A 25,349-nucleotide genomic window follows, 5' to 3' on the forward strand; every position below is an offset into this window, starting at 1 on the left:
GGCCCGTACCGGTCGGTGGGATGAGGGGGTGTCAGCCGCGCCAGACGTCGGCGGTCAGGGCGACGCTGCCGGAGGCGGGCACGGTGGCCGTGCGGTTGGCGCCGCTCTCCCAGGTGACGTTGCCGTTCGCGTCCTTGCGGACGTACTTGTACTCGAACGCCGTTCCGGCGGGCAGGGCGACGTCGAGCTTCCAGACGGGGTACGTCGCCGGGTCGAGCTTGGGCGCGGAGGCGGGGTTCCAGTTGCCGAGGGCGGGCTGGTTGCCGGTCACGTAGATGTTCTGGCCGGGCTGGGTGGTGGCGGTGACGCCGAAGGACGCCCCGGTCCGTCCGGTGCCGCCACCGTTGTCACCGCCCCCGTTGTCGCCGCCGCCGGTGCAGGTGCGGGCGCCGGCGTGCAGGGCGAGGGCGGTGTTCGCGCCGAGGGTGGCGGTGAACTGTCCGGAGCCGTTCACCGTGACGCCCTTGCCGGACTGGACGTCGCAGTAGTCGCCGGCGGGCAGCGAGGTCTGGAAGGTGCGGGTCAGCGCGGAGCCCTCGTGGTTGATCGCCACGTACGCCTTGGTGCCGCGGCCGAAGGCGATCCGGTCGCCGCCGTCGTCCCACCAGTCCGTGACGGCCTGGCCGCGCGCGGCGTTGCGGAAGCCGACCATGGAGGAGATCTCGCGCCAGGCGTGCTGGCACTTCCAGCCGTCGCTGTAACAGGCGTTCACGGTGCCGCCGTTGGGCGGGCCCGCGTCCTTGTCGGACCACTCGTAGCCGGAGTGGACGTCGGGCGAGCCGTACGGCCAGGCCAGCATGAAGACGTTGGCGAGGGTGTAGTTGGCGCCGTCCTTGTAGTTCAGGGTGTCGCCGCCGCGCTCGGTGTCGTGGTTGTCGACGAAGACCGCCGACTTGCCCGACTCCATGAAGCCCCAGCCCTCGCCGAAGTTCTTCAGGTGGGCGAGGTTCTCGTTGTTGAAGACCTGCTTGAGGCTGCGGGCGTAGCGGAACTCCTGGACGTCCCCGGTGCCGAGGTACTCGGAGGGCGAGACGGCCTCGCCCGCGCCGTATATCGCCTCCTGCTTCCAGTAGACGTTCGGGTCGGCCAGCCGCGACTTGATGTTCGCCAGGTCGGCGGCGGGCATGTGCTTGGCGGCGTCGATGCGGAAGCCGTCCACGCCCAGGGAGCGCAGGTCGTCGAGGTAGGCGGCGATCCGGCCGCGGACGTGGTCCTCGCCGGTGTCCAGGTCGGCCAGGCCGACGAGTTCGCAGTTCTGGACGTTGGCCCGGTCGCCGTAGTTGCCGATCTGCGACTGGCAGTCGTTCATGTCGCTGACCGAGTACAGGCCCGGGTAGTCGTACTTGGTGTACGAGGAGCCGCCGGTGCCGGTGCCGGAGCCGGCCGACATGTGGTTGATGACCGAGTCGGCGATGACCTTGACGCCCGCGCCGTGGCAGGTGTTCACCATGTTCGCGAAGGACGCGCGGTCGCCGAGCCGCCCGGCGATCCGGTAGCTGACCGGCTGGTACGAGGTCCACCACTGACTGCCCTGGATGTGTTCCTGGGGCGGCGAGACCTGGACGTAGCCGTAGCCGGCCGGGCCGAGGGTGTCGGTGCACGCCTTGGTGACGGAGTCGAACTTCCACTCGAAGAGAACGGCGGTGACGTCCTTGTCGCCCGGGGTGGCCGCCTGGGCGTTCGTGGTGGGGATCACGAGAGCGGCGGCGCCTGCGGACAGGGCGAGCGCTGCGAACAGTGCTCTGCGTGCCATCTTTCCTCCTGCTGTGGGGGGAAATGCGGGTGACGGTGCAGCCTCACGTGGCAACGCGCCCTGCCCTCAAGGCTCTGAATGTTCTTGCTGCAAGAATGCAAACCTTGCCGCGACGCAGACCGTACGAGCCCACTCGCCCCCGGTCAACCCTTTGGACACCGTCCGATCACATCCAGGAAATACAGCAGTTTTCTTCCTGCAAGGACTTACGCAAGACATTGCAGCGCTGTTACATTTCCCCCAGCTCCGGTCCGGCCGGTCGGGGGCTCCGGCGATCCCGGGGCCCCACGCGCCCGGCCGGCCGGATCGGTCAGGGCCAAGAGAGGCACCCGGAGTCGCACTCCCCGCCGGCCCAATCCTGGGCCGACTCCTGGTGCCTCTTCTCGGCCCGCGGGCCGCTCCGCCGTCCGCGGGCCGCCGACGGCCCCGCGCCTCGCGGCCCGTGCCCCGAGGGCCTCGGGTCCCGCCGTCCGGTCCGCCCGCGACGGCGGTCCCGTCCCGTGTACCGGAGCCGGGCGCTCAGGCGTCCCGGACCGCCGCGGTCGACCCGCGCACCACCAGCTCCGGCTGGAACACGTACTCCGTGCGCTGCACCGGGCTGCCCCCTATCTCCTCCAGCAGGGCCCCCACCGCCGCCGCGGCCATCGCCTGCACGGGCTGGCGCACCGTCGTCAGCGGCGGGTCGGTGAACGCGATCAGCTGCGAGTCGTCGAAGCCCACCACCGACACGTCGCGCGGCACGTGGAGCCCGCGCGCCCGGGCCGCGCGCACCACGCCCAGCGCCATCAGGTCGCTGCCGCAGACGATGCCCGTGCATCCCCGGTCGAGCAGCGCCCCGGCCGCGACCTGGCCGCCCTCGACGCTGAACAGCGTCGGGCAGACCAGGAGTTCGGCCTCCGCGCAGTCCATGCCCAGCAGCTTCACGGCGGCCTCGACGAAGCCCTCGCGCTTGCGGCGGGAGGGCACGTAGCGCTGCGGGCCGATCGCCAGCCCGACCCTGCTGTGGCCGAGGTCGGCGAGGTGCCCGACGGCCATCCGCACGGCGGCGGCGTCGTCGGGCGAGACGAACGGCGCGCTGATCCGCTCGTTGTAGCCGTTGATCAGGACGAACGGTACGCCGCGCTCGGTGAGCGCGGCGTACCTGGCCGGGTCGGCCGACAGATCGGCGTGCAGCCCGGAGAGGAAGACGATCCCGCCGACCCCGCGCTCGACGAGCTGCTCGACGAGTTCGTCCTCGGTGGCTCCGCCGGGCAGCTGGGTGCAGAGCACCGGGGTGTAGCCGTGCCCGGCCAGTACCTGCTCGACGGACTGCGCGAACGCCGGGAAGATCGGGTTGATCAGCTCGGGCGTCACCAGTCCGATCAGCCCGGCGCTGCGCTGCCGCAGCCGTACCGGACGTTCGTAGCCCAGGATGTCCAGCGCCGCGAGCACCCGCTGCCGGGTGGTCTCCGAGACGCCCGGTTTCCCGTTCAGCACCCGGCTGACGGTCGCCTCGCTGACCGCTGCCTGGCCGGCGATGTCCGAGAGCCTCGGCGCACCGCCGGCCGCGGGGCCGCTTCTGGGCAGGGGGACCGTCACACCGTCCACCACACCGTGGTGTCCGCGGGCAGCTCGGCCTCGTCGCCGTCGATGACGACCGGGGCGCTGGACAGCAGGACGGTGCCGCGCACCGGGACGCGCACCGGGCGGTCCGTCGTGTTGACGGTGCAGACGAAACCGGGGCGGGCGAGGACCAGCACACCCTCGGGGGCCGCCTCCCACTCCACCGAGGTTCCGGCGCCGAGCCCGGGGTGCTCCCGGCGGGCGGCGATCGCGGCCCGGTACAGCTCCAGCGTGGAGCCGGGCACGCCGGTCTGCGCCTCGACGCTCAGCTCGCCCCAGCCGTCGGGCTGGGGCAGCCAGCTGCCGCCGTCGCCGAAGCCGTACGAACTGCCGCCGCGGGTCCACGGGATCGGCACCCGGCAGCCGTCGCGGAAGCCGTCCTGGCCCTCGGCCCGGAAGAACGACGGGTCCTGGCGGACCTCGTCGGGCAGGTCGGTGACGTCGGGCAGGCCGAGTTCCTCGCCCTGGTAGATGTAGGCGGAGCCGGGCAGGGCCAGCATCAGCAGGGTGGCGGCGCGGGCCCGGCGCAGGCCCAGCTCGCGGTCGCCGGGGGTGCGGATCTGGGTGCCGAGGCCGGGCGGGTTGGCGAACCGGGTGGCGTGCCGGGTCACGTCGTGGTTGGAGAGCACCCAGGTGGTGGGGGCGCCGACCGGGCGCATCGCGTCGAGCGAGGAGTCGATGACCTTGCGGAGCTCGGCGGCGTCCCAGGCGGTGGAGAGGTACTGGAAGTTGAACGCCTGGTGCATCTCGTCGGGGCGCACGTAGTTGGCGGTGCGCTCGACGGTGGGGGTCCACGCCTCGGCGACCAGGATCCTGGCGCCGGGGTACTCGTCGAGGATGGTGCGCCAGGAGCGGTAGATCTCGTGCACCCCGTCCTGGTCGAAGAACGGCATGACGTCGTTGCCGAGCAGCCTGAGCTGATCGCGGCTGCCGAGGTCGGGCAGGCCCTCGGCCTTGACCAGGCCGTGGGCGACGTCGACCCGGAAGCCGTCGACGCCCATGTCGAGCCAGAAGCGCAGGATGGAGCGGAACTCGTCGGCGACGGCCGGGTGCTCCCAGTTGAAGTCGGGCTGCTCGGGCGCGAAGAGGTGGAGGTACCAGTCGCCGGGAGTGCCGTCCGGGTCGGTGGTCCGGGTCCAGGCGGGTCCGCCGAAGACGGACTCCCAGTCGTTGGGCGGCAGTTCGCCGTTCTCGCCCTTGCCGGGACGGAAGTGGTAGCGCTCGCGCAGGGCGGAGCCGGGGCCCTCGGCGAGGGCGCGCCGGAACCACTCGTGCCGGTCCGAGGAGTGGTTGGGCACCAGGTCCACGATGATCCGCAGGCCCAGTTCGTGGGCGTCCCGGATCAGCCCGTCGGCGTCCATCAGGGTGCCGAACATCGGGTCGATGTCACGGTAGTCGGCGACGTCGTAGCCCGCGTCGGCCTGCGGGGACGCGTAGAACGGGCTGAGCCAGACCGCGTCCACACCGAGGTCCTCGAGGTACGGGAGTCTGGCCCGGACGCCGGCGAGATCGCCCATGCCGTCGCCGTTGCCGTCGGCGAAGCTCCGTGGGTAGACCTGGTAGATCACCGCGTCCTGCCACCAGCCGGTCTGGTGGGCCGGAGCGTCGGCGGACGTGCCGGTGGAGGGGGCAGCGAGGTGCTGGGTCATGTCGTCCCTGGGGTGTCTGGGTGGGGAGCGGCGCCGGGGTCCGGGGTCGGACCCCGGCGGCCGCCGTGACTTGGTGCGTGCGGGGCGTACGGGCTTGCCGGGTGGGGTCAGCCCTTGACGGCTCCGGCGGACATGCCGGTGACCAGGTGGCGCTGGGCGAAGAGGAAGACGAGGGCCGCGGGTATCGCGATCAGCACGGACGCCGCGGTCATGGGGCCCCACTGGGCTCCGTACTGGTTGACGAACTTCTGCAGTCCGCCGGCGAGCGTCAGGTTCTCGTCGCCGACCATGAAGGCGGAGGCGTACGCCACCTCGCCCCAGGCGGTGATGAAGGAGTAGAAGGCGGTGACCGCGAGGCCGGGCTTGGCGAGCGGCAGGATCAGCCGCCAGAACGTGCCGAACGGGGTCAGGCCGTCGACCTGTCCGGACTCGTCGATCTCGCGCGGGATGGTGTCGAAGAAGCCCTTCATCATCCAGGCGCAGAACGGCACCGAGATGGTGAGGTAGGTGATGACGAGGCCGGCGGGCTGGTTGATCAGGCCCATGGTCGACATGATGTTGTAGATCGGCACGATGAGGACGGCGACCGGGAACATCTGGGTGACCAGCAGGGTCCACATCAGCCCGCGCTTGCCGGGGAAGCGGAAGCGGCTGACGGCGTAGCCGGTGGTCGCGGAGACGAAGACGCCGAGGACGGTGGTGAGTCCCGCGATGACCACGGAGTTGCCGAACCAGGTCAGGAACTCGGTGTCCCGGATCAGGTTCGTGTAGTTCTCGAACGTCGTCTCTTTGAAGAAGTCGGTCGTCGTGGCGTACTTCGCCGGCTTCAGCGAGGTCAGCAGGACCCAGAGCACGGGGAAGACCGCGATGACGGACGCGGCGATCAGCGTGAGGTGCAGGGCCACGGAGGCGGCGGGCGAACGCTCCCCGCGGCGCCGGGGCCTGCGGGCGGAGTGCCGGGCCGTGGTGGTCGGTGCGGCGGTGGTGGTCGGTGCGGCGGTGGTCACCAGTTGTCTCCCTGCGTGCGGAGCACTCGCCGGTAGACCACGGCGAAGAGCATCAGGAGGACGAGGATCAGCACGCCCCAGGTGGAGGACTGCGCGAAGTCGCGCGGGCTGATCTCGAAGGAGAACTTGTACGCCTGGGTCACCAGGATCTGGGTGGACTCGCCCGGCCCTCCCCTGGTCAGCAGGAAGATCACCGGGAACATGTTGAACGTCCAGATGGTGGAGAGCAGGGTCACCGTGGCGGAGACCGGGCGCAGACCGGGCAGGGTGACGTGGCGGAAGCGCTGCCACGCGGTCGCGCCGTCCATCTCGGCGGCCTCGTACTGCTCGGTGGGTATGGACTGCAGGCCGCCCAGCAGGGCCACCATGATGAAGGGGACGCCGAGCCAGACGTTGACGGCGATGACGGAGAACTTGGCCCAGGTGGGGTCGTTCAGCCACGGGATGCCGTCGATCCCGGCGCCGCCGAGGATCTTGTTGAGCAGGCCGCGCTCCTCGTTGTAGAGGAAGCGCCAGGCGAAGACGGAGACGAAGCCGGGGATCGCCCAGGGCAGGATCAGGGCCATCCGGTAGGCGGAGCGGCCGGCGATCTTGCGGTTGAGGATGTTGGCGAGGGCCATGCCCAGGCAGAAGGTGATGCCCACGCAGGAGACCGTCCACACCAGCGTCCAGCCGAGCGTGCCGAGGAACTGGTCACCGGTCAGGGCGTCGGCGTAGTTGTCCAGCCCCACGAACTCGTAGGTGGCGGGCAACTCGTTGACACCGATGGACCGGGCGACGTTGCGTTCGTTGGCGTCGGTCAGCGACAGCCAGATACCGCGACCCAGGGGGTAGCCGATGATCACGCCGATGACGACGACGACCGGGGCGACCATGGTCCAGGCGTACCAGTGGACCGACAGGGCCCGCCGGAGCCTGCTCGGCGGCGGCGGAGGGGTGCCAGTACCGCGGCCCCGGCCGCGGGCGACGTCGTCGCCCGCGGCCTTCGCCACCGACTGGCCGGTGTGGACAGCCATCAGTCGGCCTGCCTTCCTGGGTTACTTCCAGCCCTTGAGGAGCTTGCGGTAGGAGTCACCGGTCGCCTTGGCGGCCTTCTCCGGCGTGGTCTGGCCGGTGAGGACCTTGGTGTACTCGGTGTTCAGCGGGGCGAAGAGGCTGCCGGTCTCCGGGATCCAGGGACGCTCGACGGCGGTCTCCACGACCGGCTTGAAGAACTGGACGATGTCGCTGTCCACGGCCTGCTGCCTGCCGTACGCGGAGGTGCGGGTCGGGAGCAGGTTCAGCTCGCCGGCGACCTGCGCCTGGGCCTCGACCGAGGTCATGTACTCGACGAAGGCGTAGGAGGCGTCCAGGTTCTTGGAGCCCGCGTAGACGGCCAGGTTGTGACCGCCCTGGGGGGCACCCTGCGCGGCGGAGCCGGCCGGGACCGGGGCGATGCCCAGGTTCGCCTTGTCGGTGAACTGCTTGCCGGTCAGCGTGTCGGTCACGGCCCAGGGGCCGTTGATCATCATCGCGACGTCGCCGTTCTTGAACGACTGCATCATGTTCTCCCAGCCGTCCGTGGCGTCCGTCTTGGCCGTCCCGGAGTCGACGAGGTCCTTCACGACGCCGAACGCCTTGACGCCCGCCTCGTTGTCGACGGTGATCGCCTTGTCGGCCGGGGCGACCAGGTCGCCGCCCTCGCCGTACAGGAAGGACAGGAAGTAGTACGAGTCGTCGCCGCGCAGGTAGAGACCGGTCTTGCCGGTCTTGTCCTTGATCTTCTTGGCGACGGACTTCAGGTCGGCGATGTTCGCGGGCGGCTCGACGCCGGCGTCCTTGAACATCTTCTTGTTGTAGAAGATGCCCATGGAGTCGATGACCTGCGGCACCGCGTACGTCTTGCCCTTGTACTTGGTGGACGCGGCGGCCTGCTTCAGGAAGTCGTCCGGGTTCTTCAGCGCGACGGTGCCGTCGAGCGGGGCCAGGTAGCCGAGGTCGGCGAACTCGGGGGTCCAGGCGACCTCGGAACGGATGACGTCCGGGGCGCCGGAGCCGGCCTGCGCCGCGTTCTTGAACTTGTTCTGCGCGTCACCGAACGGAACGTTGACGTACTTCACGTCAACCTTCGGGTGCTTCTTCTCGAAGCCCTCGGCGAGCTTCTTGAAGACCTTGTCCTCACTGCCGACGTTCGAGGTGTCCCACCACGTCACAGTGCCGGAGAGCTCGCCCGAGCTCTTCGTGCCGCCGGACTCGTCGTCGCTGCCGCAGGCGGTCGCCGCGAGCGCCAGGGCCGCGACCAGGGCGGTGGCCGTTATGCCACGTCGCATCTGAACTCCTTCAACTGCCGTACCGCTCCGTCGCGGCGCCGGGTCGACGAGAACGTAACAAGGATGAAAGAACGCCGAAAGAGTTTGCGGAAGATTTCTGCAAGCCTCGACGATCGTTACATTCGCGTGTCCTCACGGTTGCCGTCAAGACCCTTGACTGCGGCAGTCCGATCCTGGCATCCCCTGGCCACGGGCCACTGGATCGCGGTGTGACGATCCGATCACCGGCTGCAAAACGGGGCTGCAAGGTCTTGCAACGCGTTGCCGGGGGTGCCGCCCGGCCCGTGGCACGGACGCGGCGCTCCGGCCGACCCGACGCACGGGCCCCGGGGCGCCGGAGGGGCGCGACCGCCCGTTCCATGGCCCTGGTGGGCAATCCGACACGCGCCCGGTACAGTCCACTTCCATGACCGCACGGCTTGCCGATATCGCAACTCAGGCGGGGGTCAGCGAAGCGACGGTCAGCCGTGTACTGAACGGCAAGCCCGGTGTTGCAGCGGCCACCCGTGAATCCGTCCTCGCCGCGCTCGACGTCCTCGGTTACGAGCGGCCCGTACGTCTGCGCAGGCGCAGCGCGGGGCTCGTCGGACTGATCACGCCCGAGCTGGAGAACCCGATCTTCCCGGCGCTGGCCCAGGTCATCGGCCAGGCCCTGACCCGGCAGGGCTACACCCCGGTGCTGGCGACCCAGACCCCCGGCGGCTCCACCGAGGACGAGCTGACCGAGATGCTGGTCGACCGCGGCGTGGCGGGCATCATCTTCGTCTCCGGGCTGCACGCCGACACCTCGGCCGACATGCAGCGCTACGAGCAACTGCGCGCCAAGGGCGTCCCGTTCGTGCTGGTCAACGGCTTCTCGCCGAAGGTGCAGGCCCCGTTCATCTCGCCGGACGACCGGGCCGCGATGCGGCTCGCGGTGACGCACCTGGTGTCGCTGGGCCACCAGCGGATCGGCCTGGCGGTCGGGCCCAAGCGCTTCGTGCCGGTGCTGCGCAAGATCGAGGGCTTCCGCTCCACCGTGCACGAGCAGTTGGGCATCGGGCCGGACGAGGCGGAGGAGCTGATCCAGCACTCGCTGTTCACCCTGGAGGGTGGCCAGGCCGCGGCGACGGCACTGATGGAGCGGGGCTGCACGGCGGTGGTGTGCGCGAGCGACATGATGGCGCTCGGCGCGATCCGGGCCGCCCGCCGGATGTCGCTGGAGGTGCCGCGCGACCTGTCGGTGGTCGGCTACGACGACTCGCCGCTCATAGCGTTCACCGATCCGCCGCTGACCACGATCCGGCAGCCGGTGACGGCGATGGGCCAGGCCGCCGTGCGCACCCTCCTGGAGGAGATCGGCGGCACTCCCGCCCCGCACAGCGAGTTCGTCTTCATGCCCGAACTCGTCGTCCGGGGTTCGACGGCGGCCGGTCCCGGGGCCGCCCCGGGTTCGTCCGCCGGACCCGTTCCAGGGTCGCACGCCCGCTCCTGAGCCGCAGCCCCACCGCCCGCCGCCCGGAAACGCCCCCGCCGCCGGGAACGGAGCCATGCCCTCCGCCCCGGCCCGGCAGATGTGACGTGCGGCCCGGACCCGGCCGGAGGATCAACGGGCGAAGAAGCGTTTTCTGGCAGACTCTGTGCCTATGGGTGAATCGAGAGTGACGTCACAGGAAGGCCGGACCGAGGCCACCCCGTCACCCATCGCGGACGAGGCGGCCCCCGCGGCGAACGCGGAACGAGTCACCGGACGGCGCAACAGCGGCCCGGTGCGACTGCGGTTCCTGCGCTCCCCCCGCCGGCCACGCATCTGGTTCGAAATCCTGCTGATCGCGGCCAGTTACTGGGTGTACTCACTGGTGCGCAACGCCGTCCCGGAGCAGAAGGCCGAGGCCCTGCGCAACGCCGACTGGATCTGGGCGGCCGAGCAGTACCTGGGCATCGCGGTGGAGGAGACGGTCAACCACGCGGTGAACTCCGTGACATGGCTGATCATCTCGATGAACTACTACTACGCGACACTGCACTTCGTCGTCACCGTCGGTGTGCTGGTGTGGCTGTTCCGCCGTCACCCCGGCCGGTACGCGGCGGCCCGGCTGGCCCTGTTCATGACCACGGGGGTGGCCCTGCTCGGCTACTACCTGTACCCGTTGGCCCCGCCGCGCCTGATGAACGGCGGCGGGTTCGTCGACACCGTCCTCGTGCACCACACCTGGGGTTCGATGGCCTCGGGCAACTTCAAGAACATGTCGAACCAGTACGCGGCGATGCCGTCGATGCACATCGGCTGGTCGCTCTGGTGCGGTCTGACGATCTTCGCGCTGGCCTCCGCGCCCTGGGGCCGCGTCCTGGGGCTGCTCTACCCGGCGGTCACCCTGGTCGTGATCGTGGCGACCGCCAACCACTTCTGGCTGGACGCGCTGGGCGGCATGGCGTGCCTGGCCGCCGGCTTCCTGATCTCGTACGCCTGGTACGACTCGCTGCCGCACCACCTCCCGAAACGGGTGCAGCCATCGGGCGCGGAGGTGCGGGCGGCCGGTCCGTCCCTCGGCACGCAGGCCGGGGCGCGGCGCCTCGCGGTGGACGCGGCGGCGCGCGACTCGGGCCCGCGGGGCGAGTGACCACGCCCCGCGAGGGACCCGTCACGCCCCGTAGAACCGCTCCTCCATCACCGCCCGGGCCCGTCGGGTGACCCGCCGGTAGTCGTCCAGCATGTCCCCGACGTGCCCCGGCTCGTATCCCAGGTACCGCCCCACCGCGGTGAGTTCACGGGGCACCGTCGGGAACGTGTCGCCCGGCCTGCCTCGTACCAGCATCACCGCGTTGCGGACCCGGGTCGCCAGCACCCATGCCTCGTCCAGCGTCTGTGCGTCCTCGCCGGAGATCAGCTCCGCCGCGCAGGCCGCGGCCAGGGCCTCGCGGGTACGGGTGGTCCGCAGCCCCGGCTCCGCCCAGCCGTGATGCATCTGCATCAGCTGGACCGTCCATTCGACGTCGCTCAGGCCGCCGCGCCCCAGCTTGGTGTGGAGCGTCGGGTCGGCGCCGCGCGGCAGCCGTTCGGACTCCATGCGGGCCTTCAGCCGGCGGATCTCGCGGACCGCGTCCTCCCCCAGGCCCTCCATCGGGTAGCGCAGCGGATCGATCAGGTCGACGAACTCGCGTCCGAGGTCCGCGTCGCCCGCGACCGGTTCGGCGCGCAGCAGGGCCTGGCTCTCCCAGACCAGCGACCAGCGCCGGTAGTACGCCCCGTAGGACCCCAGCGTGCGGACCATCGGCCCGTTCTTGCCCTCCGGCCGCAGGTCCGCGTCGATGATCAACGGCGGGTCGGCGGTGGGCAGCTGGAGCAGCCGGCGCATCTCGGACACCACCGCGTTCGCGGCGCGGGCCGCCTCCTGCTCGTCGACGCCCTCGCGCGGGGAGTGGACGAACAGCACGTCGGCGTCGGAGCCGTAGCCGAGTTCGTGGCCGCCGAAGCGGCCCATGCCGATGACCGCGAACCGGGTGGGCAGGGTGTCCCCCCACTGCTCGCGCACGGCGGCGCGCAGGGCGCCCGCGATCGTGACGGCGTTCAGGTCGGTGACCGCGCTGCCGACCCGGTCGACGAGGGGGCCCGGGTCCTCCTCGGCGGGATTGTCCTCGGTGCCGTACGAACCGATCAGGTCCGCGGCCGTGGTCCGGAACAGCTCGCGCCGCCGCACCCCGCGCACCACCGCGACCGCGGTCTCGGCGTCGTCCGCGCGCCCCACCGCGGCCAGCACCTCCTGCTCCAGGTGCTCCCGGGTACGTGGCTTCAGCCCCTGCGGGTCGCCGAGCAGCGCCACCGCCTCCGGGGCCCGCAGCAGCAGGTCGGGGGCGAGCCGGCCGGCCGACAGCACCCGGGCGAGGTTCTCCGCCGCCGCGCCCTCGTCCCGCAGCAGCCGCAGGTACCAGGGGGTCTTGCCCAGCGCGTCGGACACCTTGCGGAAGCCGAGCAGCCCGGCGTCCGGGTCGGCGGAGTCCGCGAACCAGCCGAGCAGCACCGGCAGCAGGGTGCGCTGGATGGCGGCCTTGCGGGACACCCCGGAGGACAGCGCCTCCAGGTGCCGCAGCGCGGCGGCCGGGTCGGCGTAGCCGAGGGCTTCGAGCCGGTGCCCGGCCGCCTTCGCGCTGAGCCGGGACTCGCCGGGGGCGAGCTGGGCGACGGCGTCGAGCAGCGGCCGGTAGAACAGCTTCTCGTGCAGCCGCCGCACCACGGAGGCATGCCGCTTCCACGCCTGGTTGAGCTCGGTGATCGGGTCGGTGCGCATCCCCAGGGAGCGGCCGAGCCGGCGCAGGTCCGGGGCGTCCTCGGGGACCAGGTGGGTGCGGCGCAGCCGGTAGAGCTGGATGCGGTGCTCCATGGCGCGCAGGAAGCGGTAGGCGTCGTCGAGCTGCGCGGCGTCCACCCGGCCCACGTAGCCGCCCGCGGCGAGCGCGCGCAGGGCCTCCAGCGTGGTGCCGCTGCGCAGCGTGGTGTCGCTGCGGCCGTGCACCAACTGGAGGAGCTGTACGGCGAATTCGACGTCCCGCAGGCCGCCGGGGCCGAGCTTGAGCTCGCGGTCGACGCGGTCGGCGGGGATGTTGTCGACGACGCGGCGGCGCATCTTCTGCACGTCGGGGACGAAGTTCTCGCGGTCCGCGGCCTGCCACACGAGCGGGGAGACGGCCTCGACGTACTCCGCGCCGAGCTCGGGGTCGCCGGCCACCGGGCGGGCCTTGAGCAGGGCCTGGAACTCCCAGGTCTTGGCCCAGCGCTGGTAGTACGCGAGGTGCGAGGAGAGCGTGCGGACGAGGGGGCCGTTGCGGCCCTCGGGGCGGAGGTTGGCGTCGACCGGCCAGATGGTGCCCTCGACGGTCGTGTCGGAGCAGATCCGCATCATGTGCGCGGCCAGCCGGGTGGCGGCCCGCACCGCCTCGCTCTCCTCGTGGCCGTCCACCGGTTCCGCGACGAAGATGACGTCGACGTCGGAGACGTAGTTCAGTTCGTGCCCGCCGCACTTGCCCATAGCGATGACGGCGAGCCGGCACTGCGCGGCGTCGGCGGGCGCCGCCGTCCGGGCGATGGCGAGGGCCGCCCGCAGGGTCGCGGTGGCCAGGTCGGCGAGTTCGGCGGCGGCCTCGGCGACGTCGGTGGTGCCGCACACGTCACGGGCCGCTATGGCCAGCAGGCACCGCCGGTAGGCGACGCGCAGCGAGTCCGGGTCGTCGGCCCCGGCGAGTCCCAGCTCGAACTCGGCCACGCCGGGGTGCAGGTCGGCGGCCTCGTAGGTGACGAGCGCCTGCCAGTCGCGGGGGTGGCGGGCGAGGTGGTCGCCGAGCGCCTCGGACGCGCCGAGCACCCCGAGCAGCCGGTCCCGCAGCGGTTTGGCGGTGACGAGCGTGTCCAGGAGGATCTGCCGCTCGTCCGGCTCCTCGGCCTCCACCAGCCGGACCAGGCCCCGCAGGGCCAGGTCGGGGTCGGCGGTCGCGCCGAGGGCTTCGAGCAGGACCGAGTCGGAGCGCACGGAGGACAGGTCCGGCAGGTCGAGGAGCCGCTCGGCGGCGGAGGGGTCGGTGAAGCCGTGTCGCAGCAGTCGGGTGAACGTGCTGCTCCTGCGCCCCGGCACCGTCGTCATCGCGTGCTCTCCTGCTCGCCGTCCACACCATTCAGCGTTCCGAGCCTAGCCCGACCCGGCGGATCCAGAGCGGGTGCGGGGTCCGCGCTTCGCGGGCACGATCACTATGTGGACCAGACCGGGAGGACCGCATGTCCGGATTCGAACCCTTCGCCGAGCTGGATGCCGAGTTCAGCGACGAGAACGCGACGGCCTGCCCGTGGTCCGTGGCGAAGGAGTTGCTGACCGGGGCGGAGCTGTACTGGCTGTCCACGGTCCGGCCCGACGGCCGCCCGCACGTCACTCCGCTGATCGGGGTGTGGTCGGACAACGCGCTGTACTTCGCCACGGGCGCGGCCGAGCGCAAGGCCCTGAACCTGGCCACCAACCCCGCCGTGGTGGTGACGACGGGCGTCAACACCCTGTCGGAGGGGGTCGACGTGGTGGTCGAGGGGCGGGCGGAGCGGGTGCGGGAGACGGACCGGCTGAGCGGGCTGGCCGGGCGGTGGGAGGCGAAGTACGGCCCCCGGTGGCACTTCGACGTCGAGAACGGCACGTTCGTGAACGCAGGGCACTACGCACTGGTGTTCGAGGTGCGGCCCGACAAGGCGTTCGGTTTCGGCAGGGGCGACCACTACAGCCAGACCCGGTGGCGGTTCAGCTGACCCGCGCCGGGCCCGGGCCCGCGGACGGGAGCCGCAGGCCCGGGCCCGAACGGAACCGCGGAGCCGGCGGCCCCGTGCCGGACCCGGTGACCGGATCGGGCCCGTCAGTGCCCGGTGGAGGACGGGAGGGCCGGGCGGGTCGCGACGACGACGGTCGCGTACCACTCCTCGGAGGTGACCACGCGCGGGATCAGGCCGCTGCGGGCCACGGTCTCCTCGGCCCGCGCCGCCTGCCGTTCACTCGTCTCGACCAGCAGGTGCCCGCCCGGGGCCAGCCAGCGCGGGGCCTCGGCGGCGACCCGGCGCAGGACGTCGAGGCCGTCCGCGCCGCCGTCGAGCGCCACCCGCGGTTCGTGGATGCGGGCCTCGGGGGGCAGCAGTTCGACGTCCTGGGTCGGTACGTAGGGCACGTTGGCCAGCAGGATCTCCACCCGGCCGCGCAGCGGGGCGGGCAGCGGGGCGAAGAGGTCGCCCTCGTGGACGCGGCCCGCGGCGCCGATGTTGCGGCGGGCGCAGCGCACGGCGGCGGGCTCGACGTCGCAGGCGTGCAGTTCGACCCGGCCCAGCTTCGCGGCGAGCGCGGCGCCGAGGGCTCCCGACCCGCAGCAGAGGTCGACGACGACCGCCCCGGGGGCGGCGAGCGCGGCGGCTTGTTCCACCAGGAACTCGGTGCGGCGGCGGGGTACGAAGACGCCGGGGTCCACGGCGATCCGCAGACCGCTGAACTCGGCCCAGCCGAGGACGTGTTCCAGGGGAAGCCCGGCGACCCGTCGTTCGACCATGGCCACGAGGCCCGCGGGGTCGGGGGCCGTGGAGATGATCAACTCCGCCTCGTCCTCGGCGAATACGCAGCCGGCGGCGCGGAGCGCGGTGACGACGGCGGGGAGGGAGAGCGGTGGAGCGGGTGTCGACATGGGAGCGGAGCCTTTCGGGGAAGCCGAGGGGCGCTCCGCGGTCGACTACCTGGGGTCGACGCGACCCTGTGGGGTGAGCACCCGATCTGATCCAGCGGTAATGGGTCCCACCTCCTCGGTCGCGGCCCCCCGTTGTGGGGACGCGTCACCCTACCCCATGCCCCGGTCCGTTCCCCGCCGTGCACGGCGGTGCCCCGCGCGGTCGCTTCGAGCGCCGGGCGGGGCACCGGGGGCATGCCGGTCACACGTGCGTCTACAGATCCACGCTGTCGCGCAGCTTCGTCGGCGTCAGGAACAGGGCGGCGACCACGCCGACCACCGCGATGGCGGCCGAGATCAGGAAGATGGCGCCGGTGGCGTCGCCGTACGCGGCGCGCACCACCTCCTGGATCTGCGGCGGCATCGCGGCGAGGTCGAGGGTGGAGCCGCCCGAGGACGAGGCCGCCGGGTCGATGCCGAGCTTCGCCAGACCGTCGGCGATCTTCGTGGCGACCTGGTTGGCGAGCACCGCGCCCAGCACCGAGACGCCGATGGTGCCGCCGAGCGAGCGGAAGAAGGTGATCGCGCCGCTGGCCGCGCCGAGTTCGCCGAGCGGGACGGTGTTCTGGAGGACCAGGACCAGGTTCTGCATCGACATGCCAACCCCGATGCCGACGGCGAGCATGCCGGCCGAGACGAGGACCAGCGAGGTCTCGTGGTCGATGGTGGACAGGCCCAGGAAGCCGAGGGTCAGGACGACGACGCCGACGATGATGTACGGCTTGACCTTGCCGGTCCTGGAGACCAGGCGGCCGGCGACGGTGGAGGAGACCAGCACGCCGAACATCAGCGGGATGGTGAGGAGTCCGGCCTCGGTCGGCGAGTAGCCGCGGCCGATCTGGAAGTACTGGCCGAGGAAGACCGCGCCGCCGAACATGGCCATGCCGACCGCGAGGCTGGCGACGATGGCGAGGGCGGGGTCGCGGCGGCGTACGACGTGCAGCGGGACGACCGGCTCCGCGACCCGGTTCTCGACCACGACGGCCGCGACCAGGATCAGGGCGCCGGCGCCGACCATGGCGAGGGTCTGCCAGGAGATCCAGTCGAAGTCGTTGCCGACGAAGGTGACCCAGAGCAGCAGCAGGCTGACCCCGGCGGCGATCAGCGAGGCGCCCAGGTAGTCGACCTTCGCCTCCGGCCGCCGGACCTCGTCCAGGTGCAGGGTACGGGTGAGCAGTACGAGGGCGATCAGGGTGAACGGCACGGCGATGAAGAAGCACCAGCGCCAGCCGAGCCACGAGGTGTCGGTGATGAAGCCGCCCAGCAGCGGCCCGCCGACGGTGGCGACGGCCATGACCCCGCCCAGGTAACCGTTGTACCGGCCGCGCTCCTTGGGGCTGATCATCGCGGCGATGATGACCTGGACGAGCACCTGGAGCGCGCCCATGCCGAGGCCCTGCACGGCCCGGAAGGCGATCAACTGCTCGGTCGATTGGGCGAATCCGCAGGCGATCGACGAGACGACGAAGATGCCGATGGATATCTGGAGCAGCAGCTTCTTGCTGAACAGGTCGGCGAGCTTGCCCCAGATGGGCGTGGAGGCCGTGGAGGCCAGCAGGGTCGCGGTGACGACCCAGGTGTACTGCGACTGCGTGCCGTTCAGCGAGCCGATGATCTTCGGCAGTGCCACCGAGACCACGGTGCTGCTGATCATCGCCACGAACAGCACGATCAGCAGGCCGCTCAGGGCCCTCAGCACATGGCGGTGGTCCATCGGCGCGGCGTCGGTCGGCGCGGCCGTTCGTGCGCTCACGCGCAACCTCCGGAGGGTTCGTACGGGGTGGGAAAGGGTTCACCATACATGCTCATTGGGAAATTTTGCGCACTGAGCAATTATGCCCGGCGGGGAGATAATGAGCCCATGGAGAGCGCTGCGGGACTGCGGGAACGCAAGAAGGAAGCCACCAGGCAGGCCGTGCACGAGGCGACGCTGCGGCTGACCGTCGAGCACGGCTTCGACCAGGTCACGGTCGAGGCCGTCGCGGACGCGGCCGGGATCTCCCGCAGGACGTTCTCCAACTACTTCGCGGGCAAGGAGGACGCCCTCCTGTACGGGGAGGAGCGGCAGACCAGGGACCTCGTCCGGGCCGTGCGCGACCGGCCCGCCGAGGAGAGCGCCTGGACGGCGCTGCGGGCGGCCATGGCCCAGTTCGCCGAGCGGGTCTCGCCGCCGGAGCGCGCGTGGGCGGTACGGACCAGGCTGGCGATGCGGCACCCCTCGCTGCTGGCCCGGCAGCTCGCCAACCACGCCGCCCTGGAACGGGATCTGGCCGAGGCGGTGGCGGGGCGCCGGGGCCCGTCGGGGCGGCCGGTCGAGCCGTTGGTGCTGGCCGCGGCGTTCCTGTCCTCGCTGCGGATCGCGATGCGGATGTGGATCGAGGAGGACCTGGCCCGGGAGCCCTCCGAACTGATCGACGAGATCCTCGACCAGATGTCCTGCCGGTTCGACTGAGCGGTACGACGGGGACTGCGGCGGGGCGGGACGACGGTGGGGCGGCACCGCCCGGTGCCGCCCCGCCGTCCGTGAGTCCGTGCCTCCGCGGGTCCGGAGCTCAGCGCGTCGTCGTCGCGGCTGCCACTGCCACCGGCGACGAGCCGTCCTTCACCGCCACGCGGGGCTTCCCCGTCCCGTCCGCCGGTACGGTCCAGACGTCGCTCTTGCGGCCCGATTCGCCCGGCAGCCCGTAGGCGAGCGTGTCGTCGTCCAGCCAGGCCGCCTGGTCGTCGACGCTGCGCTCCTCCGCGAGCGGCGTCTCGCGCATGGTCCGCAGGTCGAGCACGTACAGCCGCCAGGGCGCGGCCGCGTCGTCGGAGACCTTCTTCTTGAAGGCGAGCCGGGTGTTGTCGGGTGACAGCGAGGGGCACTCGACGTTCTGCCGCAGGGCCTTCGCCGACCAGTCCCGCATGTTCCCCTCGACGAGGTACGTGCGGCCCTTGGTGGAGACGGTCGCGTAGAAGCGGTTGTCGTCGCGGGCGAAGGTCACCCCCCAGTAGTTGACGTCGGGGGCGTGGTAGCGGGCGCCGTCGAGGGTGAGCGGGATGGTCTCGATGGACTTGATGAGATAGCCGGTGCGCAGGTCGAGGATGGCCGTGCGGGTCGAGAAGGACGTGGTGGCGTACGAGTCGCCGGTCGCGAACACCGTCCAGGACAGCATCCGCCCGGAGGCGGAGACCCGGGCCCGGGTGGGGATGCCGGGCACGGTGATCCGGCGCTTCTCGCGCAACTGCCGGTCGAGGACGATCGCCTGGGTCTTCGGCAGCACCCCGGGCCTGGCCCGCAGGCAGAGCGCGCCGTCGCCGGAGGCGTGGAACCGGTCGCAGGCGGGTCCGCCGGGGGTGCGGGCCGCGGTGGCGGGGGCCATCGGCCGGCGCGCGACCCGGCCGGTGCCGGTGTCGCGGAAGTACAGCGCGGGCCCGTCGAGCACGAACGAGGCGTCGGCCTCGGCCCGTTCGCCGCCCGTCCGGTGTTCCGCGTGCATCACGTACCCGACGGAGCCGCCCGTGAGGAGCAGCACCGCGGCCACCACGACGGCGATGCGGGCCCGGGGCCCCAGCGGGGCCGCGGGGCGCGGGAACCTGATTCTCATGCGGTCCGCCTCTCGGGGGTTGTGTCCCCCGGCTCCGCGGGAGCCGGGGGGTCGTACGGGGTGCGCGGGGTGCGCGGCAGCAGCGCCCAGCCGGCGGCGAGCGCGGCGAGCAGGACCGTCGTCGCCGTCCACAGCGCGGGCCCCTCCCCCCACAGCGTCCACGCGGCGCCGAAGCCCGCCGCGGCGAGCATCCGCGCCAGGGCCTGGCCGGTCTGGAGCAGCGCGAGTCCGCCCGCCCTGCCGTCGGCGGGCAGGACGGGCCCGGCGAGGGCCATCAGCACCCCGTCGGTGGTGGCGTAGAAGACGCCCAGCAGGATCAGGACGGGGGCCAGGAGCAGCAGGGCCGGTCCGCCGAAGGGGGCGAGGAGGGTGGCGTACACACCGAGCAGCGCGAGGTGCCCGTACAGGAACGGCAGCCGCCGTCCGACCCGGTCCGCGATCCGGCCCGCCGGGATCGCGAGCAGCAGGTAGCACGCCGCCGCGCCGAGCGGCAGCAGCGGGAACCAGCCGACGGGCAGGTCGAGGCGGCGCTGGAGCAGCAGGTAGACGAAGGAGTCCCCGATGGTCGCGGCGCCGAGCAGGGCGGCGGCCGCGAGGATGCGCCGGAAGGCGGGGTCGCGGAGCGCCTCGAACACCTTGCGGCTGCGCCGGGCCGGTCTCACCGGCGGCGCCGGGGGCCGGCCGGGCACGTACAGGACCAGGAGCAGCACCCCGAGCAGGCCGATGCAGAAGCTGACGACGAACACCGCGTCATAGGCGTCCGCGGTCACCCAGAGCAGGGCGAACGCGGCGAGCGGGCCGAGCAGCGCGCCGGTGGTGTCCATCGCCCGGTGCACGCCGAAGGACCGGCCGAGCGTCTCGGGCGGGCTGCTCAGGGTGATCAGCGCGTCGCGGGGTGCCGTGCGGATGCCCTTGCCGACCCGGTCGGTGGCCAGCGCCGCCGCGATGCCCGCGGTGGCGCCGCCGGCGAGCAGCAGGCCGAGCCGGGAGAGGGCGGAGAGGGCGTAGCCGAGGCCGGCGACCCGTTTGTGTCCGCGGCCGCGGTCGGCGGCGTGCCCGCCGAGCAGCCGCACGATGGCCGCCGCGCCGTTGAACAGGCCGTCCAGGAAGCCGAATTGGAGGGGGGAGAGACCCAGTCCGAGGACCAGGTAGAGCGGCAGCACCGCGGTGACCATCTCGGAGGAGATGTCGGTGACGAGGCTGACCGCGCCGAGTGCGAGGACGGTGCCGGGGACGCGTCGGCCCGCTCCGCCGGTGCGGGGCGGGGCCGGCGCGTCCCGGCGCCCTGTGGTCGCCAGGTACATCAGTGGCAGGAGTACTTCGGTCCGGCGTCCTTGACCTTGCCGTCGGTGCCGACGTAGCTCCAGGTGTAGTCGGTGTCGGTGAAGTCCAGTTTCAGGACGCCGTATTCACCGCTGATCCGCTTCTGGCTGTTGGACTGGACCTCCTCGATGGGGTACGGCTCGGCGCCGCCCATCCCGCCGACGATCTCGGTGATGCCGTCCGCGACGGCCTTGCCGTCGGGGTTCTGCGGGGCGAAGCGCTCGTAGTGGTGGTCGTGCCCGTTGAGCACGAGGTCGGCCTTGGCGCCGTACAGGAGCTTCCAGACCGGCCGGCTGACCGGGTCGTTGCCGTGTCCGCCCGAGGAGTACAGCGGGTGGTGCCAGATCGCGGCGACGCACGCCTTGCTGTTCTTGGCGAGGTCGGCCTTGAGCCAGTCGATCTGGGCGCTCTGGTCGAAGGAGTTGGAGTCGAGGGCGATGAAGTGCCAGTTGCCCTCGTCGAAGCTGTAGTAGCTCTTGCCCTGGGGGTAGGCGATCGATCCGTAGTACGCCTTGTAGCCGGCCAGCGACCCGGCCGGGTCGTACGTCTCGTGGTTGCCGGGCACCGGGTGCGTCTTGCTCTTGAAGACGCCCCAGGTCTTGTCGTAGTAGGCGCGGTAGTCGGAGATCCGGGCGTCGTCGTACTGGTTGTCGCCCATCGTCAGGTAGAACTTCGGGTTGAGCTTCTGGGCGAGCGCGGCGGTCTTGGGGTGGGCGCAGTCGCTGTCGGACGCGGTGCACTGGGCGGCGATGTCACCGGCGGCGACCACGGTGAAGGCACCGGTGGGCTGGGGCGTTTCGCCGAGGGTGCCGTACACCTCGACCTCGTACAGCGAGTAACCGTAGGAGGTGCCGCGCGCGGTGCCGTACACGCGCAGGTAGCGGCCCTTGCCGGAGAGCCCGGACCACTCGTCGGTGCCGCCGTCACCGGCCGTCTCGTCGGCGAGCCGGGTCCAGGTGGTGCCGTCGGCGGAGACCTCGATCCGGTACGCCTTGGCGTAGGCGTCCTCCCAGTTCAGCCGCACCCGCGTGATGTCGGCGGTGGCACCGAGGTCGACCCCCAGCCACTGCGGGTCCTTGCCCTCGGCGCTGGCCCAGCGGGTGGCGGGATCCCCGTCGAAGGCGTTCTGCGGGCCGTACTGGGAGTCCTCCTCGGAGGACGAGGTGGCGGTCTTGCCGCGCGAGATGAGCGGGTCCTCGGCGGCGCCGGCCCGGTCGGGGTGGGCGAATGTCAGGCTGCCGGCGAGCAGCAGCACGGCGGCGACGACCATGCCGACCGTACGGCGCTTCGCGGGTGGGGTGAGGGGAACTGAGCCGTTCGGGTGCATCCCTGGACTCCTGGCCTTGTGGGGGTGGCGAGAGCTGGGCATCAGTGCGTGACCCCGTCCCGGCCCGCGTACGGACAGGGGGCGGAATCGTGGTGGCCGGGCCAGAGCTCTCACTGAGCGCGTCATGCCCGGGTGCGGGGCACCGCGCCAGGCCACCGCCGGGAATGCTAGCGAACAGTAAACTTTCCTACCAGTCCCTCAACTCCCTTTGTCCCGCATCGGATTCAGCCCTCGCACACCCGTTTGCACCCGGCCGCACGAGGGCATGAAAAACGGCTCCGGCCCGACGGTCTCACCACCGCCGGCCCGAAGCCGTTCACGCCCGCCGGGTCGAACCGGCCCCGGTCACAGCACCGGCAGCAGGTTCTTCAGCTCGAAGGCGGTGACCTCGCTGCGGTACTCCTCCCACTCCTGCTTCTTGTTGCGCAGGAAGAAGTCGAAGACGTGTTCGCCCAGTGTCTCGGCGACCAGTTCGCTCTTCTCCATCAGCGAGATCGCCTCGCCCAGGTTCTGCGGCAGCGGCTCGATGCCCATCGCACGGCGTTCCGCGTCGGACAGCGCCCAGACGTCGTCGTCGGCGCCGGCCGGGAGTTCGTAGCTCTCCTCGATGCCCTTGAGGCCCGCGGCCAGGAGCACCGCGTACGTCAGGTAGGGGTTGGCGCCGGAGTCGATGGAGCGGACCTCGACGCGGGAGGAGCCGGTCTTGCCGGGCTTGTACATCGGGACGCGGATGAGGGCGGAGCGGTTGTTGTGACCCCAGCAGATGTACGAGGGGGCCTCGCCGCCGGCGCCCGCGGCGCGGGAGGAGCCGCCCCAGATGCGCTTGTAGGAGTTGACCCACTGGTTGGTGACGGCGGAGATCTCCGCGGCGTGGGTGAGCAGTCCGGCGATGAAGGAGCGGCCGACCTTGGACAGTTGGTACTCGGCGCCCGACTCGTAGAAGGCGTTGCGGTCGCCCTCGAAGAGGGAGAGGTGGGTGTGCATGCCCGAACCGGGGTACTCGGAGAACGGCTTCGGCATGAACGTCGCCTGCACGCCCTGCTCCAGCGCGACCTGCTTCATCACCAGGCGGAAGGTCATGATGTTGTCGGCGGTGGAGAGCGCGTCCGCGTAGCGCAGGTCGATCTCCTGCTGGCCGGGGGCGCCCTCGTGGTGGCTGAACTCGACCGAGATGCCCATGGATTCGAGCATGGTGATCGCCTGGCGGCGGAAGTCCATGCCGACGTTCTGCGGGGTGTGGTCGAAGTAGCCGGAGCTGTCGGCGGGGGTGGGGCGGCTGCCGTCGACCGGCTTGTCCTTGAGCAGGAAGAACTCGATCTCCGGGTGGGTGTAGAAGGTGAAGCCCAGGTCGGAGGTCTTGGCGAGGATGCGCTTGAGGACGTAGCGCGGGTCGGCGAAGGACGGCGAGCCGTCCGGCATGAGGATGTCGCAGAACATCCGGGCCGTGCCGGGGGCCTCCGCGCGCCAGGGCAGGATCTGGAACGTTCCCGGGTCCGGCTTGGCGATCATGTCGGACTCGTACACCCGGGCGAAGCCCTCGATGGCCGAGCCGTCGAAACCGATTCCCTCGTCGAACGCCTGCTCCAGCTCGGCGGGGGCGACGGCGACGGACTTGAGGTAGCCGAGGACATCGGTGAACCACAGCCGTACGAAGCGGATGTCGCGCTCCTCAAGCGTCCTGAGGACGAATTCCTGCTGCTTGTCCATAGCCACATCCTTGCAGTTCAGACGGTCCGTGCACCACCGCCCGGGGTAGGGGAGGAACTCCAGTATCACGACCCGGGATTTCACCCAGATTACGCACACGACGTGAGATGGAGCACCCGGCCACCCACTACGATCGGCGGCCGTGGCACGCGTGGGGCGAAGCGGCTTCACAACGGCCCCGCACGCGTCCGTTCCCATGATCGACGGCCGCCCCCGCCCCCTTCCCAGAAGGACCTGACGCCATGAGCTTCGTTCCCGGGCCCCACCCGCAGCAGCCGCACGACGCCCACCGCGCGCGGCAGCGCCGCGACCGCTCCCTGGCCATAGGACTGAGCGTGCTCGTCGTCGCGGGTCTGGTCGGTTTCGGCTCGTACCTGGTGCTGAACACGTCCGAGGCGTCGGAGCAGAAGCAGGAGCGGGCGCAGGACGCCGGGTCCGCGTCCGGGGCCGGCTCCGAGGACGGCAAGGCGCCCGCGGAGGACCAGCGGGGGAAGTCGGACGGCGGCCCGATCGAGGGGCTGCGGACGTGGGACGCGGAGAAGCTGACCCGCAACCACGTCACCACCCCCGTCACGTACCCGATGAAGCCCCCGGTCGGGGGTGACCACAACCCCGTTTGGATGAACTGCGACGGCGAGGTGTACGAGAAGGCGATCCCCGACGTGAACGCCGTGCACTCGCTGGAGCACGGCTCCGTCTGGGTGACGTACACCGGCGAGGCGCCGGCCGCCGACGTGGCGAAGCTCGCCGAACGGGTCGGCAGGACGCCGTACTCGCTGATGAGCCCGTACGAGGGCCAGAGCGGGACGATCATGCTGAGTGCCTGGGGCAACCAGGTGACGGTGGACGGTGCCGACGACCCGCGGGTCGGCCGGTTCTTCGAGAAGTTCGTGCAGGGGCCGCAGACGCCCGAGCCCGGTGCGACGTGCTCGGGCGGACTGGGGACGCCGTGACCGCCGCACCGCGCGTCCGGCGCGTCCGATGGGCGGTGGGCTCCGTCGCGGCGCTCGCCCTGTTGTGCGCGGGGGCGGCGACGGTCGCCGCCGCGCGGGACGACGGGGCGCGGCCCCCGGCGCACCACCCCGCCGGTGCTCCGGGCACGCCCGCGGCGGACTCGGCGGACGCCGGTTTCGCCCGCGACATGGCGGTCCACCACCAGCAGGCCGTGGAGATGTCCTTCGTCGTGCGCGACCGCACGCGGGACGAGGAGGTGCGCCGGCTCGCGTACGACATCGCCAACACGCAGGCCAACCAGCGCGGCATGCTGCTCGGCTGGCTGGATCTGTGGGAGCTGCCGAAGACGACGGCCGGACAGGAGCCGATGGACTGGATGGCGGACGGGCACGAGGGCCACGCGATGAACGGTGCGGACGGGGCCGGGGGCTCGGGGAGCGGTCACCGGACCCACGACGGACCGCTCATGCCCGGCATGGCCACCAGGGCCGAACTCGCCCGGCTCCGCACGGCGAGCGGCAGGTCGGCCGAGGTCCTGTACCTCCGGCTGATGACCGACCACCACAAGGGCGGCGTCGACATGGCCCGCGGCTGCGCCCGACTGTGCGCGGTGAAGGCGGAGAAGCGGCTCGCCCGCGGAATGGTCGCCGCCCAGCAGTCCGAGCTGGACGCGATGGCCGACATGCTGAAGGCGCGAGGGGCGAGGCCCCGGTCCTGAGGGACTCCCCGCCGCCGGACCCCGCCCGGCTCCGGCGGCGGTCGCGTGCCCGGCCCGGCGGTGCGGTCGCGTGCCCGGGCCCGGCGGTGCGGTCGCGTGCCCGGGCCCGGCTCCGGCCCCGTTCCCGGCTCCGTGTCCTTCGCGCACTCGAACAGGCGTGAGCGGTCGCGTACTCCGAACGGGCGTATGACGATGGAATCACTC

19 protein-coding genes are annotated in these 25,349 nt (G+C 71.6%); 6 read left to right on the forward strand and 13 right to left on the reverse strand.

Translation table 11 applies throughout. The features are described 5' to 3' along the window. Positions 1 to 31: 31 nt before the first annotated feature. The 6 genes from ACFYW1_RS30855 to ACFYW1_RS30880 form a co-directional block, all read right to left on the reverse strand. Positions 32 to 1,753: a carbohydrate-binding module family 20 domain-containing protein gene (locus ACFYW1_RS30855; protein WP_389000469.1), complete on the reverse strand. Its 1,722-nt coding sequence runs from the start codon at positions 1,751 to 1,753 to the stop codon at positions 32 to 34. Between the two features lie 519 nt (positions 1,754 to 2,272). Continuing rightward, positions 2,273 to 3,343, reverse strand: coding sequence for a LacI family DNA-binding transcriptional regulator (locus tag ACFYW1_RS30860; RefSeq protein WP_389000472.1), 1,071 nt, complete (start codon positions 3,341 to 3,343; stop codon positions 2,273 to 2,275). Next, positions 3,328 to 5,004, reverse strand: a complete 1,677-nt coding sequence (locus ACFYW1_RS30865) for a glycoside hydrolase family 13 protein (RefSeq protein WP_389000475.1) — start codon at positions 5,002 to 5,004, stop codon at positions 3,328 to 3,330. The genes ACFYW1_RS30860 and ACFYW1_RS30865 overlap by 16 nt, the downstream gene beginning before the upstream one ends. 107 nt (positions 5,005 to 5,111) lie before the next feature. After that, positions 5,112 to 6,011 (reverse strand): sugar ABC transporter permease, encoded by a 900-nt coding sequence (locus tag ACFYW1_RS30870; RefSeq protein ID WP_389000478.1) that lies wholly within the window; start codon positions 6,009 to 6,011, stop codon positions 5,112 to 5,114. Further along, the gene (locus ACFYW1_RS30875) at positions 6,008 to 7,027 is read right to left on the reverse strand and encodes a carbohydrate ABC transporter permease (RefSeq protein WP_389000481.1); all 1,020 of its coding nucleotides are present in this window, start codon (positions 7,025 to 7,027) and stop codon (positions 6,008 to 6,010) included. The genes ACFYW1_RS30870 and ACFYW1_RS30875 overlap by 4 nt, the downstream gene beginning before the upstream one ends. 21 nt (positions 7,028 to 7,048) lie before the next feature. Further along, the gene (locus ACFYW1_RS30880) at positions 7,049 to 8,320 is read right to left on the reverse strand and encodes an extracellular solute-binding protein (RefSeq protein ID WP_389000484.1); all 1,272 of its coding nucleotides are present in this window, start codon (positions 8,318 to 8,320) and stop codon (positions 7,049 to 7,051) included. 406 nt (positions 8,321 to 8,726) lie between these two features. On the opposite strand from ACFYW1_RS30880, the gene ACFYW1_RS30885 reads away from it, so the two are divergent. Next, positions 8,727 to 9,794: a LacI family DNA-binding transcriptional regulator gene (locus tag ACFYW1_RS30885; protein ID WP_389000487.1), complete on the forward strand. Its 1,068-nt coding sequence runs from the start codon at positions 8,727 to 8,729 to the stop codon at positions 9,792 to 9,794. 151 nt (positions 9,795 to 9,945) lie between these two features. Then, on the forward strand, positions 9,946 to 10,920 hold the full coding sequence (locus ACFYW1_RS30890) for a phosphatase PAP2 family protein (protein ID WP_389000490.1): 975 nt from the start codon (positions 9,946 to 9,948) through the stop codon (positions 10,918 to 10,920). Between the two features lie 21 nt (positions 10,921 to 10,941). Here ACFYW1_RS30890 and ACFYW1_RS30895 read toward each other — a convergent pair whose 3' ends face one another. After that, positions 10,942 to 13,932, reverse strand: a complete 2,991-nt coding sequence (locus ACFYW1_RS30895) for a bifunctional [glutamine synthetase] adenylyltransferase/[glutamine synthetase]-adenylyl-L-tyrosine phosphorylase (protein WP_389000493.1) — start codon at positions 13,930 to 13,932, stop codon at positions 10,942 to 10,944. Between the two features lie 131 nt (positions 13,933 to 14,063). On the opposite strand from ACFYW1_RS30895, the gene ACFYW1_RS30900 reads away from it, so the two are divergent. After that, positions 14,064 to 14,576, forward strand: coding sequence for a pyridoxamine 5'-phosphate oxidase family protein (locus ACFYW1_RS30900; protein WP_389000496.1), 513 nt, complete (start codon positions 14,064 to 14,066; stop codon positions 14,574 to 14,576). A 104-nt stretch (positions 14,577 to 14,680) separates the two neighbouring features. On the opposite strand, the gene ACFYW1_RS30905 is transcribed toward ACFYW1_RS30900, so the two are convergent. Both ACFYW1_RS30905 and ACFYW1_RS30910 read right to left on the reverse strand, forming a co-directional pair. Next, positions 14,681 to 15,490, reverse strand: a complete 810-nt coding sequence (locus ACFYW1_RS30905) for a putative protein N(5)-glutamine methyltransferase (protein ID WP_389000499.1) — start codon at positions 15,488 to 15,490, stop codon at positions 14,681 to 14,683. Positions 15,491 to 15,743: 253 nt separating this feature from the next. Next, on the reverse strand, positions 15,744 to 17,243 hold the full coding sequence (locus tag ACFYW1_RS30910; RefSeq protein WP_389000700.1) for an MDR family MFS transporter: 1,500 nt from the start codon (positions 17,241 to 17,243) through the stop codon (positions 15,744 to 15,746). Positions 17,244 to 17,390: 147 nt separating this feature from the next. Here ACFYW1_RS30910 and ACFYW1_RS30915 point away from each other — a divergent pair, with 147 nt between their 5' ends. After that, complete coding sequence (locus ACFYW1_RS30915; protein WP_389000502.1) at positions 17,391 to 17,981, forward strand: TetR family transcriptional regulator; 591 nt, start codon at positions 17,391 to 17,393, stop codon at positions 17,979 to 17,981. 100 nt (positions 17,982 to 18,081) lie between these two features. Here the strand turns inward: ACFYW1_RS30915 and ACFYW1_RS30920 are convergent, their stop codons facing one another. The 4 genes from ACFYW1_RS30920 to glnA form a co-directional block, all read right to left on the reverse strand. Further along, positions 18,082 to 19,116, reverse strand: coding sequence for a hypothetical protein (locus ACFYW1_RS30920; protein WP_389000505.1), 1,035 nt, complete (start codon positions 19,114 to 19,116; stop codon positions 18,082 to 18,084). Next, positions 19,113 to 20,420 carry an MFS transporter gene (locus ACFYW1_RS30925; protein ID WP_389000508.1) on the reverse strand — a complete coding sequence of 436 codons (1,308 nt, stop codon included), beginning with the start codon at positions 20,418 to 20,420 and terminating at the stop codon, positions 19,113 to 19,115. Before ACFYW1_RS30925 ends, ACFYW1_RS30920 begins: the two co-directional genes overlap by 4 nt. Continuing rightward, positions 20,420 to 21,766, reverse strand: a complete 1,347-nt coding sequence (locus ACFYW1_RS30930) for a discoidin domain-containing protein (RefSeq protein ID WP_389000511.1) — start codon at positions 21,764 to 21,766, stop codon at positions 20,420 to 20,422. Before ACFYW1_RS30930 ends, ACFYW1_RS30925 begins: the two co-directional genes overlap by 1 nt. Before the next feature lie 345 nt (positions 21,767 to 22,111). After that, positions 22,112 to 23,473 carry a type I glutamate--ammonia ligase gene (glnA, locus tag ACFYW1_RS30935; RefSeq protein ID WP_148834680.1) on the reverse strand — a complete coding sequence of 454 codons (1,362 nt, stop codon included), beginning with the start codon at positions 23,471 to 23,473 and terminating at the stop codon, positions 22,112 to 22,114. A gap of 242 nt (positions 23,474 to 23,715) precedes the next feature. Between glnA and ACFYW1_RS30940 the strand changes: the two genes are divergently transcribed. Both ACFYW1_RS30940 and ACFYW1_RS30945 read left to right on the forward strand, forming a co-directional pair. Continuing rightward, the gene (locus ACFYW1_RS30940) at positions 23,716 to 24,426 is read left to right on the forward strand and encodes a DUF3105 domain-containing protein (protein ID WP_389000514.1); all 711 of its coding nucleotides are present in this window, start codon (positions 23,716 to 23,718) and stop codon (positions 24,424 to 24,426) included. Further along, the gene (locus ACFYW1_RS30945; RefSeq protein WP_389000517.1) at positions 24,423 to 25,145 is read left to right on the forward strand and encodes a DUF305 domain-containing protein; all 723 of its coding nucleotides are present in this window, start codon (positions 24,423 to 24,425) and stop codon (positions 25,143 to 25,145) included. Before ACFYW1_RS30940 ends, ACFYW1_RS30945 begins: the two co-directional genes overlap by 4 nt. Positions 25,146 to 25,349 lie beyond the last annotated feature (204 nt).

The sequence above is a fragment of the Streptomyces sp. NPDC002669 genome (genome assembly GCF_042889165.1).
GTDB lineage: Bacteria > Actinomycetota > Actinomycetes > Streptomycetales > Streptomycetaceae > Streptomyces.